Annotated in this window: 13 protein-coding genes and 2 pseudogenes; 14 read left to right on the top strand and 1 reads right to left on the bottom strand. The window is 43.0% G+C overall.

Annotation, left to right across the window (positions count from 1 at the left end):
- Positions 1 to 42 precede the first annotated feature (42 nt).
- The 9 genes and pseudogenes from AB5642_RS12215 to AB5642_RS12175 form a co-directional block, all read left to right on the top strand.
- Complete coding sequence (locus AB5642_RS12215; RefSeq protein ID WP_118579130.1) at positions 43 to 606, top strand: phosphatase PAP2 family protein; 564 nt, start codon at positions 43 to 45, stop codon at positions 604 to 606.
- A 16-nt stretch (positions 607 to 622) separates the two neighbouring features.
- Positions 623 to 1,780, top strand: coding sequence for a 23S rRNA (uracil(1939)-C(5))-methyltransferase RlmD (gene rlmD, locus AB5642_RS12210; protein ID WP_118579264.1), 1,158 nt, complete (start codon positions 623 to 625; stop codon positions 1,778 to 1,780).
- Between the two features lie 87 nt (positions 1,781 to 1,867).
- Positions 1,868 to 2,212 (top strand): DUF1622 domain-containing protein, encoded by a 345-nt coding sequence (locus tag AB5642_RS12205; RefSeq protein WP_173718265.1) that lies wholly within the window; start codon positions 1,868 to 1,870, stop codon positions 2,210 to 2,212.
- A gap of 80 nt (positions 2,213 to 2,292) precedes the next feature.
- The gene (gene tsaA, locus AB5642_RS12200; protein WP_173718284.1) at positions 2,293 to 2,973 is read left to right on the top strand and encodes a tRNA (N6-threonylcarbamoyladenosine(37)-N6)-methyltransferase TrmO; all 681 of its coding nucleotides are present in this window, start codon (positions 2,293 to 2,295) and stop codon (positions 2,971 to 2,973) included.
- Between the two features lie 73 nt (positions 2,974 to 3,046).
- The gene (locus tag AB5642_RS12195) at positions 3,047 to 4,366 is read left to right on the top strand and encodes an aspartate kinase (RefSeq protein ID WP_148462768.1); all 1,320 of its coding nucleotides are present in this window, start codon (positions 3,047 to 3,049) and stop codon (positions 4,364 to 4,366) included.
- A gap of 365 nt (positions 4,367 to 4,731) precedes the next feature.
- Positions 4,732 to 6,063: a putative DNA modification/repair radical SAM protein gene (locus AB5642_RS12190; protein WP_368371648.1), complete on the top strand. Its 1,332-nt coding sequence runs from the start codon at positions 4,732 to 4,734 to the stop codon at positions 6,061 to 6,063.
- Positions 6,060 to 6,839 (top strand): TIGR03915 family putative DNA repair protein, encoded by a 780-nt coding sequence (locus AB5642_RS12185; protein ID WP_173718267.1) that lies wholly within the window; start codon positions 6,060 to 6,062, stop codon positions 6,837 to 6,839. The genes AB5642_RS12190 and AB5642_RS12185 overlap by 4 nt, the downstream gene beginning before the upstream one ends.
- Positions 6,840 to 6,928: 89 nt before the next feature.
- Positions 6,929 to 9,298: an ATP-dependent DNA helicase gene (locus AB5642_RS12180; RefSeq protein WP_368371647.1), complete on the top strand. Its 2,370-nt coding sequence runs from the start codon at positions 6,929 to 6,931 to the stop codon at positions 9,296 to 9,298.
- Between the two features lie 122 nt (positions 9,299 to 9,420).
- Positions 9,421 to 10,830 (top strand): annotated as a pseudogene (locus tag AB5642_RS12175) (serine hydrolase); the annotation flags it as partial.
- Here AB5642_RS12175 and AB5642_RS12170 read toward each other — a convergent pair.
- Positions 10,814 to 11,014: pseudogene (locus AB5642_RS12170) on the bottom strand (DUF6783 domain-containing protein); the annotation flags it as partial. The pseudogenes AB5642_RS12175 and AB5642_RS12170 overlap by 17 nt on opposite strands.
- On the opposite strand from AB5642_RS12170, the gene AB5642_RS12165 reads away from it, so the two are divergent.
- The 5 genes from AB5642_RS12165 to AB5642_RS12145 all read left to right on the top strand — a co-directional run bounded on the left by AB5642_RS12165 (position 10,964) and on the right by AB5642_RS12145 (position 14,323).
- The gene (locus AB5642_RS12165; protein WP_308768471.1) at positions 10,964 to 11,074 is read left to right on the top strand and encodes a DUF6783 domain-containing protein; all 111 of its coding nucleotides are present in this window, start codon (positions 10,964 to 10,966) and stop codon (positions 11,072 to 11,074) included. The pseudogene AB5642_RS12170 and the gene AB5642_RS12165 overlap by 51 nt on opposite strands.
- A 184-nt stretch (positions 11,075 to 11,258) precedes the next feature.
- Positions 11,259 to 11,630, top strand: coding sequence for a RidA family protein (locus AB5642_RS12160; protein ID WP_118579109.1), 372 nt, complete (start codon positions 11,259 to 11,261; stop codon positions 11,628 to 11,630).
- Positions 11,631 to 11,935: 305 nt separating this feature from the next.
- A complete protein-coding gene (gene ispF, locus AB5642_RS12155) occupies positions 11,936 to 12,409 on the top strand; it encodes a 2-C-methyl-D-erythritol 2,4-cyclodiphosphate synthase (RefSeq protein ID WP_118579255.1) in 474 nt (157 codons plus the stop codon).
- A gap of 94 nt (positions 12,410 to 12,503) precedes the next feature.
- Complete coding sequence (gene cysS / locus AB5642_RS12150; protein WP_368371646.1) at positions 12,504 to 13,913, top strand: cysteine--tRNA ligase; 1,410 nt, start codon at positions 12,504 to 12,506, stop codon at positions 13,911 to 13,913.
- Positions 13,898 to 14,323 (top strand): Mini-ribonuclease 3, encoded by a 426-nt coding sequence (locus AB5642_RS12145; protein ID WP_173718270.1) that lies wholly within the window; start codon positions 13,898 to 13,900, stop codon positions 14,321 to 14,323. Before cysS ends, AB5642_RS12145 begins: the two co-directional genes overlap by 16 nt.
- The last annotated feature ends 16 nt before the right edge of the window (positions 14,324 to 14,339 follow it).

The raw sequence follows: 14,339 nt of genomic DNA, 5'->3' as shown, positions 1-14,339 counted from the left end.
ATATATAGACAGCAATCAGAATTGAAAGCGGGTGGAGGATAAGTGGAATTGCTTGAATGGATACATAATATTGATGCACAGATTCTGCTTTTTATACAGCAGTATTTAAGAAGTGATCTGTTTACCTGGCTGTGGAAGGGAATTACCTTTCTAGGAGACGGAGGCTGGTTCTGGATTGTTTTGGGGCTGCTCTTTCTTTTTCCAAAGAAGACAAGAAAGGCAGGTGTAACCGCACTTCTGGCACTAGCTATAGGGGCAGTGGTTACGAATTTATGCCTTAAGGATCTGGTAGCGCGTATAAGACCTTATGATTCTGTGGAGGGACTTGTGCCTCTGGTTGCCAGGCTGAAGGACTATTCTTTTCCATCAGGTCATACCTGCGCATCTTTTGCCTGTGCAGGCGTATATTATAAAGCCTTTCCTGGAAAATGGGGAAAAGCAGCCATGGTCCTGGCAGTACTGATCGCTTTGTCCCGATTGTACGTGGGAGTACACTATCCTACAGATGTGCTGGCTGGAGCCCTTGTAGGCACTTTTAGTGCGTTGGCGGCGCTGAAGCTAGAGCACGCTCTAGTTAGATATTATGAAGAACGAAAAGCAAAATAAAGATAAGGGAGAATTTATGGAAGAGAAAAAAACACAGACAGTCTGTCCATACGCAAAAAAGTGCGGTGGGTGCCAGTATCAGGGTGTGCCTTATTCCGCACAGCTTAAAAAGAAACAAAATCAGGTACAGGGGCTTTTGAAGAAGTTTGGGAATGTGAAGCCGGTAATTGGAATGAAAGATCCTTATTTTTACCGGAATAAAGTTCATGCTGTATTTGACCGTGACCGGAAGGGAAATATTATTTCTGGAATTTATGAGGCTGGTACCCACAGAGTGGTTTCTATTGAACAGTGTCTGATTGAGGATAAGAAGAGTCAGGAAATCATCCGTACCATTCGGGGAATGCTGAAGTCTTTTAAGATCAAAACATATGATGAGGATACCGGATATGGACTTCTGCGCCATGTACTGGTGCGTCGTGGCTTTTCTACAGGTGAGGTAATGGTAGTACTGGTGGTCGCCTCTCCTATTTTTCCATCCAAGAATAACTTTGTGAAGGCATTAAGAAAAGTTCATCCAGAGATCAGTACTGTGGTATTAAATATTAATGACAAAAATACAAGCATGGTTCTTGGCGAGCGGGAAATCGTACTTTATGGTAAGGGATTTATCCGTGATACCCTTTGTGGAAAATCCTTCCGTATTTCACCAAAATCCTTCTATCAGGTAAATTCAGTGCAGACCGAAATTCTTTATGGAAAAGCTGTGGAATTTGCAGGGCTGACAGGGAAAGAAAAAGTCATTGATGCATATTGTGGAATTGGCACCATTGGTCTGGTAGCTTCTGGTAAGGCAAGAGAAGTGGTCGGAGTGGAACTGAATAAAGATGCAGTCAGGGATGCAAGGATCAATGCAAGAGAGAATAAGGTGGTAAACATATCTTTCCGCCAGGGTGATGCCGGTGAATTTATGGAGGCAATGGCAGAAGCTGGTGAAAAGGCAGATGTGGTATTTATGGATCCTCCCCGCTCAGGCAGCAGCGAGAAATTCCTGAATTCCGTAATAAAACTCTCTCCGAAGAAAATTGTTTACATTTCCTGTAACCCGGAAACACTTGCAAGAGACCTTAATTTCCTTACGAGAAAAAATTATATAGTTAAAGAAATCCAGCCTGTGGAAATGTTTTGTTTTACAGATCACACAGAAGTGGTGACCTGGCTGGAGCAAAAATAAGAAACTGTTGCTGTTTACAGGCTGTGTAGCAATGAAAATATATTCTGTAAGAAAAGGTATCCTGTCAGCAGGAAAAAGGAGGTACCTATGATGACGACCATAACTGGAATTATGGAGTGGGTTCTGGAGAATATTGCTGGTTTCGCCATTGTAATTTTTGAGTTTATTGGAGTTGCCATTATTATCTGGAGTGGAATTACCGGATTTATCAAGTGGCTGAAACATGCCGGAGATACTGGTGTCTATCTGGCGAGGGGACTTGCCATGGGACTGGAATTTAAAATGGGAAGTGAGATTCTACGTACTGTAGTGGTACGTGAGTGGAAGGAAATCGGAATTGTAGCCGGAATTATTGCTCTTCGTGCAGCTCTTACGTTCCTGCTTCACTGGGAAATCAAGGAGGAAGAAAAAAGCGGCGGACATGAGGAATAGAGGTTCGCTGTTTATAGATGATATCTGCGGGTTTATAGGAGCACACATAAAGATTGATAAAGGTATAATAAACAATGGAAATGAAAGTAATTGCTCATATCAGAAGTGATTTTCCAACGAAATTTGGAATTCCCCATCAGAGCGGCAGAATACAGGAACTAAAGGCGGATATTATTTTTGAACCGGAATATCGGAACCATGAGGCATTTCGAGGGCTGGAAGAGTATACCCATATCTGGCTGATCTGGGAATTTTCACAGGCTGTCCGCAAGGAGTGGTCTCCTACAGTGCGTCCTCCAAGACTTGGGGGAAACGTCAGAATGGGCGTTTTTGCTACAAGGTCTCCTTTTCGTCCAAATCCCATAGGACTTTCCAGTGTAAGGCTGGAGAGCGTAGAGTTTTCTGAAAAGTATGGACCGGTGCTTCATGTATCAGGAGCGGATCTTATGGACGGAACACCTATTTATGATATAAAGCCCTATCTGGCTTACGTGGACAGCCATCCGGAAGCAGCAGGCGGATTTACCGACCAGATTCAGGATCATAAGCTGAAAGTAGAGTTTCCGGAAGAGCTTTTGAAGAAGATTCCAGTGGAAAAAAGAGAAGCGCTTCTTGCTGTCCTTGCAAACGATCCAAGACCTGGGTATCAGAAGGACCCTGAAAGAAAATACGGAATGTCTTTTGGATCCTGGGATATTCATTTTAAAGTAGATGGAGAACAGCTGCGGGTATTGGAGGTATTTAACACTTTCACGAATTAAATCGAAAAAACCCTTGCAAAAAGTCGAATTTTTTCATAAAATGGAGAAAAAGTTTTTGAGGAGCATAAGGATTATGAGAAAAGTTGTAAAGTTTGGCGGAAGCTCCCTTGCAAATGCGGAGCAGTTTGAAAAAGTCGGAGATATTATCAGAAGTGAAGAGAGCAGACGTTTTGTTGTTCCTTCTGCACCAGGTAAGAGATTTGACGGGGACACGAAGGTAACAGATCTTCTTTACAGCTGTTATGACGCAGCTGCAAATGGCGGTGATTTTGAAAAGGTTTTAGAAGAAATCAAATCTCGTTATTATGAGATTATTAAAGGGCTTGGCCTTGCTCTTTCCATGGAAGAGGATTTCCAGTTGATCAAAGAGAATTTTAAAGCACAGATTGGCAGGGATTACGCCGCTTCCCGTGGAGAATATCTGAACGGCAAAGTGATGGCTGCTTATCTTGGTTATGAATTTGTGGATGCAGCAGAAGTAATCCGTTTTGATAAAAACGGAAATCTGGATTCAGAGAAGACAGACAAACTTCTGAACAAGCGTCTTTCCAAATGTGAGAATGCAGTTGTGCCGGGCTTCTATGGTGCAAAGGACGATGGAACTGTGACCACTTTTTCCAGAGGTGGTTCTGATGTGACAGGTTCTCTGGTTGCCAAGGCAATTAAGGCTGATATGTATGAAAACTGGACTGATGTATCCGGTTTCCTTGTAACAGACCCGAGAATTGTAAAGAATCCGGCTGTGATTGAGACCATTACATACCGTGAACTTCGTGAGCTTTCCTACATGGGAGCTACTGTTCTTCATGAAGATGCTATTTTCCCTGTAAGAAAAGAGGGAATTCCGATTAATATCCGCAACACCAACCGTCCGGAGGATAAGGGAACTTTTATTGTGGAGAGTACCTGCCGCAAGCCGAAATATACCATAACCGGTATTGCAGGAAAGAAAGGTTTCTGTTCTATCAACATTGAGAAGTCCATGATGAACAGTGAAATCGGATTTGGCAGAAGAGTGCTTCAGGTATTTGAAGACCAGGGAATCAGTTTTGAGCATGTTCCATCCGGTATTGATACCATGACAGTATATGTTCACCAGGATGAGTTTGAAGAAAAGGAGCAGCAGGTAATTGCGGGAATCCATCGCCTGGTTCAGCCGGATTTTGTGGAAATGGAATCTGACCTTGCCCTGATCGCAGTTGTAGGACGTGGAATGAAATCCACCCGCGGTACAGCCGGAAGAATTTTCTCTGCCCTCGCACATGCAAATGTAAACGTCAAGATGATTGACCAGGGTTCCAGTGAGCTGAATATTATTATCGGTGTGGAAAACCGTGATTTTGAAAATGCAGTGAAAGCAATTTATGATATTTTTGTGCTGACACAGATTTGAAATTGAGTGGATAGGTCACCTGTCGGCAGCATTCACATATATGAAAATCTGCTCATACGTTCAGAACGTCTGGTATTCATGAATTCGCTGATGTAAGCATGTACCATTTCTGGCTGTCGTCCGGGAGCTTTAATAGTAAAAGAATGAGATAAGAGCCGTAAATCAAAGGTAGTGTTAGAATTAATCTTTGATTTATGGCTCTTTTTGTATAGAAAAAATTTCGTGCCGTTTTATGATATTGACAAAACAGAACATATGTTCTAAAATGAAACAAGAACAAATGTTCTGAAATTGAGAATAATAAAGAATGCGAAACACAGATTACATAAAAGGAGCTTTGTTACGGGATGATTATTCAGGAATCAATGACATTGAAGCGGAAGCTGGAGATTTTATCGGATGCCGCGAAATATGATGTGGCTTGCACATCCAGTGGTGTGGATCGAAAGGGAGATGGAAAGGGCATGGGAAACAGCATTGCTGCCGGAATCTGTCATAGTTTTGCTCAGGATGGCAGATGTATCAGTCTTTTGAAGATCCTTTATACAAATGAATGTGTATTTGACTGTAAATACTGTATAAACAGAGCCTCCAATGATGTGGTGCGTACCAGTTTTACCCCAGAAGAAGTGTGTCGTCTGACTATGGAATTTTATAGGAGGAACTATATTGAAGGACTGTTTTTAAGTTCCGGAGTAAAGGAAAGTCCAGACAGGACTATGGAAGAACTGCTTTGTACAGTAAATCTTCTTCGTAATAAATATCATTTTCAGGGATATATTCATTTGAAAGCCATTCCAGGTGCTGCTCCTGAACTGATCGCCAGGGCGGGGTATCTGGCAGATCGCATGAGCGTGAACCTGGAACTTCCTACTGCAGACGGGCTTAGGAAACTGGCACCGCATAAGAGCAGGCAAACCATTCTTCGCCCCATGAAGCAGATTCAGCAGCAGCGAGATCAGAATAAGGAGGAATTGGTTCTGTACCGTCATGCCCCTAAGTTTGTATCAGCCGGTCAAAGTACCCAGATGATTATTGGAGCTATGGGGGAGAGTGATTATCAGATCGTGTCAGTAGCAGAATCTTTGTATAAGAACTTTGCATTAAAAAGAGTTTTTTATTCGGCTTTTGTCGCCGTAAATGAAGATAAGGATCTGCTCATGTCCTTATCAGGTCCGCCTCTTCTTCGAGAACACCGACTTTATCAGGCAGACTGGCTTATGCGGTTTTATGGTTTTCGGGCTTCAGAACTGCTTTCAGAGAAGCATCCGGATTTTAACCTTCTTCTGGATCCCAAGGCAGACTGGGCAGTGTCACATCTGGAGTTTTTTCCGGTAGAGATCAACCAGGCAGATTATTATGAACTTCTTCGTGTACCGGGAATCGGTTATACCTCTGCCAGAAGAATCATTGGGGCCAGGAGAACCCATTCCCTGGAATTTGCAGATTTGAAGAGGATTGGTGTGGTTCTGAAGCGTGCCTTATATTTTATTACCTGTAATGGCCGCATGATGTACAATACCAGGTTGGAGGAATCTTATATTACCCGTAATCTTCTGGATGAAGAGAACTGCCGGAAGCATGGGAATGAAGCTGCATTTCAGCAATTATCCCTCTTTGGAGATGAGATGGGGAGCAGAAGACTGTATACAGAAAATACAAAGAATCATGTGGACAGAAAGGTGGGAGCTATATGAATCAAGAGAAAAGAATCCTGGTATGTGAGGACTCTATGGAGGGAATTTTTTCTGCTGTCTATGATGGATGGAAAGAGTGTGCAGGCGGCTGTAAAGTGAGCATTCAGACCAGTTTTCCTGTAAGCATGGAATTGTTCACTTCTTATCGGGAGATTGCTACAGATCAGAGTAAGGCTGGTAAGGTTATGAGGACGATTCTTATGAGACTGGGAAGCGAGGTTTACGAACAGATTTGTCTGGCGGCAGCTTCGGCAGATGAAGACAGGGGAACTGCCATTTATTATGTGCTGCACCGGGCTTTTTGGGGAGGCAGATGTGAAAAACGTGTGATGGAGGCACTGGCAGATCCATATGTATCCAGAGTTGCGAAACTGGCACTCTGTGTGAAAAGGGAATATCACCACTATTTTGGGTTTGTCCGTTTCAGAGAGATTAGCGGAAGATTTCTGTTGGCGAAGATCCAGCCGGGGAATGATATCCTGTCTCTTATGGCTCTTCATTTTTCCAATCGCTTTCCCAATGAGAACTGGGTAATCTACGATGAGAAGAGGCAGAAGGCGTTGTGCCATGAGAAAGGGAAGGAGTGCGTCATGAGAAAAGGGGTGCGTATACAGGTGCCAGGGAGCACCGTAGGGGATATGGGAGAGTACGAGGAACTGTGGCAGACATTTTGTGACAGCATATTCATTGAAGCAAGGAGAAATGAGAAACTTCAGAAGCAGATGCTTGCTTTGCATTTTCGGAGTAATATGCCGGAGTTTTCTATGAAAGGATAGGCCGATAAGTAAAATTCGTGTTATAATGCTTACAGATAAGGTATCTTTGTTTGGAAGGCAGCAGACCAGTAAAAGGCGGTAAATTGGAAATGGACAATCCGGTAACACGAATATCAGTAAGAAATCTTGTGGAGTTTATATTGCAAAGCGGTGATCTTGATAACCGAAGAGGTACTATAGACAAAGATGCTATGTTAAAGGGCAGCAGACTGCATCGGAAGCTTCAGAAACAAATGGGCGGAGACTACAGAGCAGAGGTTGCTTTGCGGATGAATTGCAGCTATGAGGACCTGGACATTCGGTTAGAAGGTCGTGCAGATGGAATTTTTACAGAAGATGAAGTTGTCTGGATCGATGAGATTAAAGGAATATATGGAAATGTGGAACAGATGGAAGAGCCTGTGAAGGTTCATAAGGCTCAGGCTATGTGTTATGGCTATATTTACGGTGTTCAGGAAGGCTTGTCGAAGATTGGAATCCAGATGACATATGCCAACCTGGAGACAGAAGTGGTGAAAAGGTTCCGGGAGGTGATCTCCATAGAGGAACTGAAAGAATGGTACCAGAAACTTCTGGATGAATATCATAAATGGCTCAGTTATCAGAAAAAATGGAAGGAAGAGAGAAATCATTCTCTTCAGAGCCTGGAATTTCCATTTTCCTACAGAGAAGGTCAGAGAAAGATGGTGAGCAGTGTTTACCATACAATTGGAGCCAGTCGTCAGATTTTTATTCAGGCACCTACCGGCGTAGGAAAAACCATGTCTACCATTTTTCCGGCAGTTCGCGCTGTTGGCGAAGGGAAAGGGGAGACGATCTTTTATCTTACAGCCAAGACTATTACAAGAACAGTGGCTCAGGAAGCTTTTGAGGTGCTGCGGGAAAAGGGAATGAAATACAAAGTGGTGACCATTACAGCCAAGGAGAAGCTGTGTTTTATGGACGAAACCAAATGTGATCCGGTACATTGTCCTTACGCCAGGGGACATTTCGACAGGGTCAATGACGCTGTCTATGAGCTGTGGACGATGAAGAGCAGATATGACAGGGAGACTATCCGGGAGCAGGCAGAGAAATGGCAGGTATGTCCTTTTGAAATGTGTCTGGATCTGTCTGTGTGGGTGGATGCTGTAATTTGTGATTATAATTATGTGTTTGACCCTACGGTTCATTTGAAACGTTTTTTCGGGGAAGGTGCAGGTGGAGATTATATCTTTCTCATTGATGAAGCTCATAATCTGGCAGAACGGGGAAGAGAGATGTACAGCGCTTCTATTTGCAGGGAAGATGCTGTTCGGGTTCGAAAAGTTATGAAAGAAAGAGCACCCCGGCTTTACCGCTCCCTTGGAAAGCTGGATAAACAGCTGAAAGAACTACAGGTGGACTGTGGAAATTACCTCGTTCTCCCAGGCACGGGTTCCATAATTATGACGATTTTAAAGGTTCAGGGAGAATTTGATGCTTTTCTGGAAGCACATAAGGATGTGGAACTGGAAGATGAAGCAATAAAGTTTTATTTTGATATTCGCAATTTTCTGAATATTGCAGAACTGATAGATGAGAACTATGTAGTTTATGCTGAGAATGGAGAAGATGGTCTGTTTCGCCTGAAACTGTTCTGTGTAAATCCGGCAGTGAACCTGGGGGAATATCTGAAGAAAGGCCGCAGTGCCGTATTCTTTTCTGCCACATTGCTGCCCATGAACTACTACAGGAAATTGCTCAGCAACAGGCAGGACGATTATGGAATCTACGTGGAATCACCGTTTTCACAGAAGAACCGCTGTATTTTAAATGCCGGCGATGTAAGTTCCTTATATAGCCGCAGGGGATATGAGGAATATCACAAAATTGCGGAATATATAGCGAGGACGGTATGGCAGCACAAGGGAAATTATATGGTATTTTTTCCTTCTTACAAAATGTTGGAAGAGGTTTATGCAGTCTACGAAGAAGAATTTTCTGTAAACTGGGTGAAGTGTATCTGTCAGAACAGCTCTATGAAGGAACAGGAAAGAGAAGAGTTTCTTCAGGAATTTGAACAGAATCAGGAATCACTGGTAGCTTTTTGCATTATGGGTGGTATTTTTTCAGAGGGAATTGATCTGCTGGGAGAAAAACTGATTGGAGCCATTTTAGTGGGAACCGGATTGCCCCAGTTGGGAAATGAGAGGGAAATTCTTCGTTCTTTTTACACAGAAAATGGGGAAAATGGATTTGATTACGCCTATAGGTATCCTGGCATGAATAAGGTTCTGCAGGCTGCTGGAAGAGTAATCCGCACAAGGGAGGATCATGGTGTTATTCTCCTTTTGGATGAACGGTTCCGGCAGAGAGAATACAGCAATCTTTTTCCGGTGGAGTGGAATGACAGGAAAACGTGTACATTGTCAAATGTGGAAGCACAGCTGCAAAAATTTTGGGAGAGTATTCCGGACAAAATCTCTCACAAATTGTGACGTACATCCTGCAGAAAGTCTTTTCAAACACATTCCAGAGCCTGTAAAAATGTTATGGAAAACAAAGAGGTTGCATACAAAGCAGAAACAGGTTATACTGCCCTTATTAAAAGGAGAATAACATGAAAAAAGGCAAAAAAACCAGATGGCTGTATAAAGCAGCTGGAATGGCAGTCCTTTTGGGGGCAGCATTTTGGTGCAGCAACAGCGGGCTCCTGTTATGGAAGCCTGAAGTTCTGACTGTATTGGCGGAATCAGAAAGTGGCGGCAGCCTGTCATCTGTTACAGAGGAAGCTAAGATACTTCCTATTCCCAACAGTGATGGCAAATATATGTTGAAAAGTGACGGCTTTTACTGTCTGAATGAAGATGGTTCAGGAGACTGCGTTCAGGCTATACATTATTTCGACCATTTTGTTGTAGATGGAACAGTGTTTAATGGATATTATTATCACGACGAGACAGGAAAATTTAAAGCTTCTGAAGCACATCTTACAGCCATTTCACAGGAAGCACTCCCGAAAGCAGAAGATGGAACTGTGGAAGCAGGATGGACTTCGGGGATTTATGTGGTAAATAACCTTGGAAGGCTTTCCAGTACCGGAAGAGTTTGTATTCTAAAAGAAGAGATTGGACAGATAAAACTAGATGGCGGGTATTATGTTGATAGGAATGGAAGAGTGTGCCAGGAAGGCGGTATTTATTATATCCCGGAAATGAATGTGGGAGAAAAGAGATTTTCCGGGTATTATTATTTTGATGAATCAAGCGGCGTATTAGCGGAAGAAGCTGGTACTACACCAGAGGGCTTGACAATCCAAAAAGATGGCAGCATCAAAGAACTGACGGATCCGGGGATCAAAAATCTGAAGAAAGCTGTGAAGAAATTTACAGAAAATTTGGAAGGGGACTGGAGCGTCTATGTGAAAGATCTGAAGAGCGGAGAGAAGTTCTCTATCAATGATAAAGCCATGTCTTCTGCAAGTCTGATAAAAGCATTTACAATGGCTGCAAGTTATGAAAATATGGAAAAAATCAGGATAGCTGAGGGGATGCTTCTGAAAGCAGATTCAGCTAGTCAGACTGTGACAGACAAGCTGTTTCGGCTTATGGAGAATATGGTAACCTACAGTGACAATGAGTCTTTTAATGAAATGGTAAGGCTTCAGACTGCTTCCAATCAATTCAATGCAGGTGCACGTGTAATTAACAGGTATCTTAGGGAACAGGGCTATAAAGAGACCGCTGTGCTTCATACGCTTGCGCCTTCGAATACAGATTCGGAAGGGATTGGCAGCAGTAATATGACCTCTGTGGAGGATTGTGGCACTCTGCTGGAGAAGATTTACCGAAGAGAATGTGTAAGTCCGGAGGATTCTGACCAGATGCTGTCTTTGCTTCTGAATCAGGATACCAGAACAAAGATTCCTGGCGGGCTTAAGGAATCTGTTCAGGTAGCGAATAAAACTGGTGAAAATGATAAAAGCCAGCACGATATTGGAATTGTCTATGGAGCTAGAACGGATTATATTCTGTGCGTAATGTCTGAGAATGCAGGAAAGGAAGCAGATGCTGTTTCCAATATTCAGAGGATTTCAGCGATGGCTTATTATTATTTGAATTAGAGCGTATTTGAAAAAGGCTTTCTACAAGATGTGCGTCACAATTTGTGGGAGATTTCGCCCGGATGAGGGCGCCGTAGCGGGCTACGGCAACCGAATTCGGGTGAAATCTCCCACAAAGTGGGGCGTGCAGATTGCGGGAATGATTTTTTAAACACGCCCTAAGACTGTGCAGCAAACATTATTTATGTAATAGGAAAATCCTGCAAGGCAGAATCCGTTCCAGACTTGTACAAAAAAATTACTTTCCAGATTCGTACAAAAAAATTGCTTGACACTAATAAAATTTTGCGATAGCATGAAGACAATAAAAGAAAAATTGAAAGGAGATTTACACCATGAAAGTAGTTTATACAGAGAAGGCACCAGCAGCAATCGGACCATACTCCCAGGCAATGATCTTAAATGGAGTATTATTCACATCTGGACAGATTCCGGTAAATCCTGCAACAGGCGAGATCAACGGAGATACCATTGAGACTCAGGCAGAGCAGGTTATGAAGAATCTTGGCGAAGTACTGAAAGAAGCAGGAAGTAGCTTTGAGAAGGCAGTTAAGACAACATGCTTCCTTGCTGATATGGGAGATTTTGCCAAGTTTAATGAAGTATATGCGAAATACTTTGTAAACAAACCAGCACGTTCCTGTGTCGCTGTGAAAACTCTTCCGAAGAATGTTCTTTGCGAAGTTGAGGTAATCGCAGAAGTTTAATAGTACTGTCCACAGGAAAATGTGTCAAATGTTTTTGTATTTAAAGATATGCAAATATTTAGAATATATATTGTCAGGCCTTCTGGGGTTCACCCGGGAGGCCTTTGTCATAAATAAAAATTGTGCAGAATTCTGTTGCAACGCAGTCTGGAATGTCAGACAGAAATCCCTGGCATATTAAACTGTTGACGGATTGCTTTTTAGTTGGAAATCATGTATAATAGCGAACGATAGCATGGGGATTTTTTGCTATGCAGGAAAATCCCTTTCAAGAAGAAAGGCAGGGACGAAATGTGGATAATCTTATGAAAGTGGGAATGGGATATGATGTACACAGACTGACAGAGAACCGGAATCTGATCCTTGGCGGTGTGAAGATACCGTGGGAGAAAGGCCTGCTGGGACATTCAGATGCAGATGTACTGATTCATGCGATTATGGATGCTCTTTTGGGAGCTGCAGCTCTTGGAGATATTGGACAGCATTTTCCAGATACAGATCCGGCATACGAGGGGATTTCCAGCGTAAAGCTGTTGGAACATGTAGCCTCTCTTCTGGAAAAAAAAGGATATGGTGTAGGAAATATTGACGCTGTGATCATTGCCCAGAAGCCGAAGATGGCACCTCATATTCCACAGATGAAGGAAAACATTGCGAAAGCGCTGCATATGGAGCCTGACTGTCTGAATATCAAGGCCACCACAGAGGAGAAGCTGGGTTTTACCGGAAGAGAAGAGGGAATTGCTTCCCAGGCAGTCTGCCTTTTATACAAGAAATAATGTTGTTGTGCGCACAAGTACAAAATGCTGCAGAAGTCTGGAATTGGTAGCTGCGAAATAACATTTAGAGAAATTGACCGGAGGGAGAAATAAAATGAAGATTTTTAATACGCTGACCCGTCAGAAAGAGGAATTTGTACCCCTTGAAGAGGGAAAGGTAAAAATGTATGTCTGCGGACCTACTGTATACAACCTGATCCATATTGGTAATGCACGTCCAATGATCATTTTTGATACAGTCCGCCGTTATCTGGAATATAAAGGATACGAAGTAAACTATGTATCCAACTTTACAGACGTAGATGACAAGATCATCAAAAAAGCAATTGAAGAGGGAGTTTCTGCAGAGGAAATTTCCCAGAGGTATATTGAAGAGTGCAAAAAGGATATGGCAGGAATGAACGTGAAGCCTGCTACTACACATCCTCAGGCAACTCAGGAAATTGACGGCATGATCAGCATGATCCAGACTCTTATGGATAAAGGATATGCTTATGCAGTGGCAGACGGAACTGTATATTTCCGTGTAAAGAAATTTAAAGAATATGGAAAGCTTTCCCACAAAAACCTGGATGACCTGCAGTCTGGATTCCGTGCACTTCAGGTATCAGGAGAGGACCAGAAAGAAGATCCGCTGGATTTCGTACTCTGGAAACCGAAGAAAGAAGGGGAACCATACTGGACTTCTCCGTGGTGCGATGGCCGTCCGGGCTGGCACATTGAGTGCTCTGTTATGTCTAAGAAATATCTTGGAGACGAGATCGATATCCATGCCGGTGGTGAGGATCTTATTTTCCCGCATCACGAGAATGAAATCGCACAGAGCGAATGCTGCAATGACAAAATTTTTGCAAGATACTGGATGCACAATGCGTTCCTGAATATTGATAACCGTAAAATGTCCAAGTCCCTTGGAAACTTCCGTACTGTGCGTGAGATCAGCGAGCAGTATGACCTGCAGGTGCTTCGTTTCTTCATGCTGAATGCACACTACAGAAGTCCGCTGAACTTTAGTGCTGATCTTATGGAGTCTTCCAAGAATGCCCTTGAGAGAATTACAGAGGCAGCAGGACGCCTGAAAGACCGTAAGGAGAAGGCATCTGCTGTTGAACTTACTGAGGCTGAGGAGAAACTTCTTGCAGAGGCAGAAGGATATGTAAAGAAATTTGAAGAAGCAATGGAAGACGATTTCAACACAGCTGATGCGCTTGCTGCTGTATTTGAACTGGTCAAATTTGCCAATACAAATGTAACAGAAGAAAGCAGTGCCGCTTTTGCAGAGGGAATTCTTGAAATTCTTGTGAAGCTTTGTGATGTGCTTGGACTTGCTGCTGTGAAGAAAGAGGAAATTCTGGATAAAGAAATCGAAGATCTGATTGCAGAGCGCCAGGAAGCAAGAAAAGCAAAGAATTTTGCAAGAGCAGATGAGATTCGTGATGAACTTCTTGCAAAGGGAATCATTCTTAAGGACACACGTGAAGGAGTAAAATGGAAACGGGCTTAAGTGAATTAAAAGAACTGTTTGATCTGAAAGACAGGGATCTGCGAACCTATTCCCCGCTGACACTGGCTTATATTGGAGATGGTGTTTATGAACTGGTGATCCGGACAGTCCTTGTTAAAAAAGGCAACTGTCCCGTGAATCAGCTTCATAAAAAGGCCAGCAGCCTGGTAAAGGCAGGAGCGCAGTCAAAGATGATGGAGCTTCTGGAACCTGATCTTACAGAAGAAGAATTGGCTGTCTATAAAAGAGGCAGAAATGCACATTCCCCTACAATGGCCAAGCATGCTACAATGGCAGATTACCGCAGGGCTACAGGCTTTGAAGCACTGATGGGATATCTGTACCTGAAAGAAGACTATTCCAGAATTGTGGAACTGGTGAGAAAAGGAATTCCGGAAGAGAATTTATAAAGAATAACAGCAACGA

The organism is Ruminococcus sp. 1001136sp1_2201st1_G3_2201SCRN_220225 (assembly GCF_040924365.1).
GTDB lineage: Bacteria > Bacillota > Clostridia > Lachnospirales > Lachnospiraceae > Blautia_A > Blautia_A faecis.
Note: the sequence above shows the minus strand (reverse complement) of the source record. Positions and strands in the feature narration are given on the sequence as shown.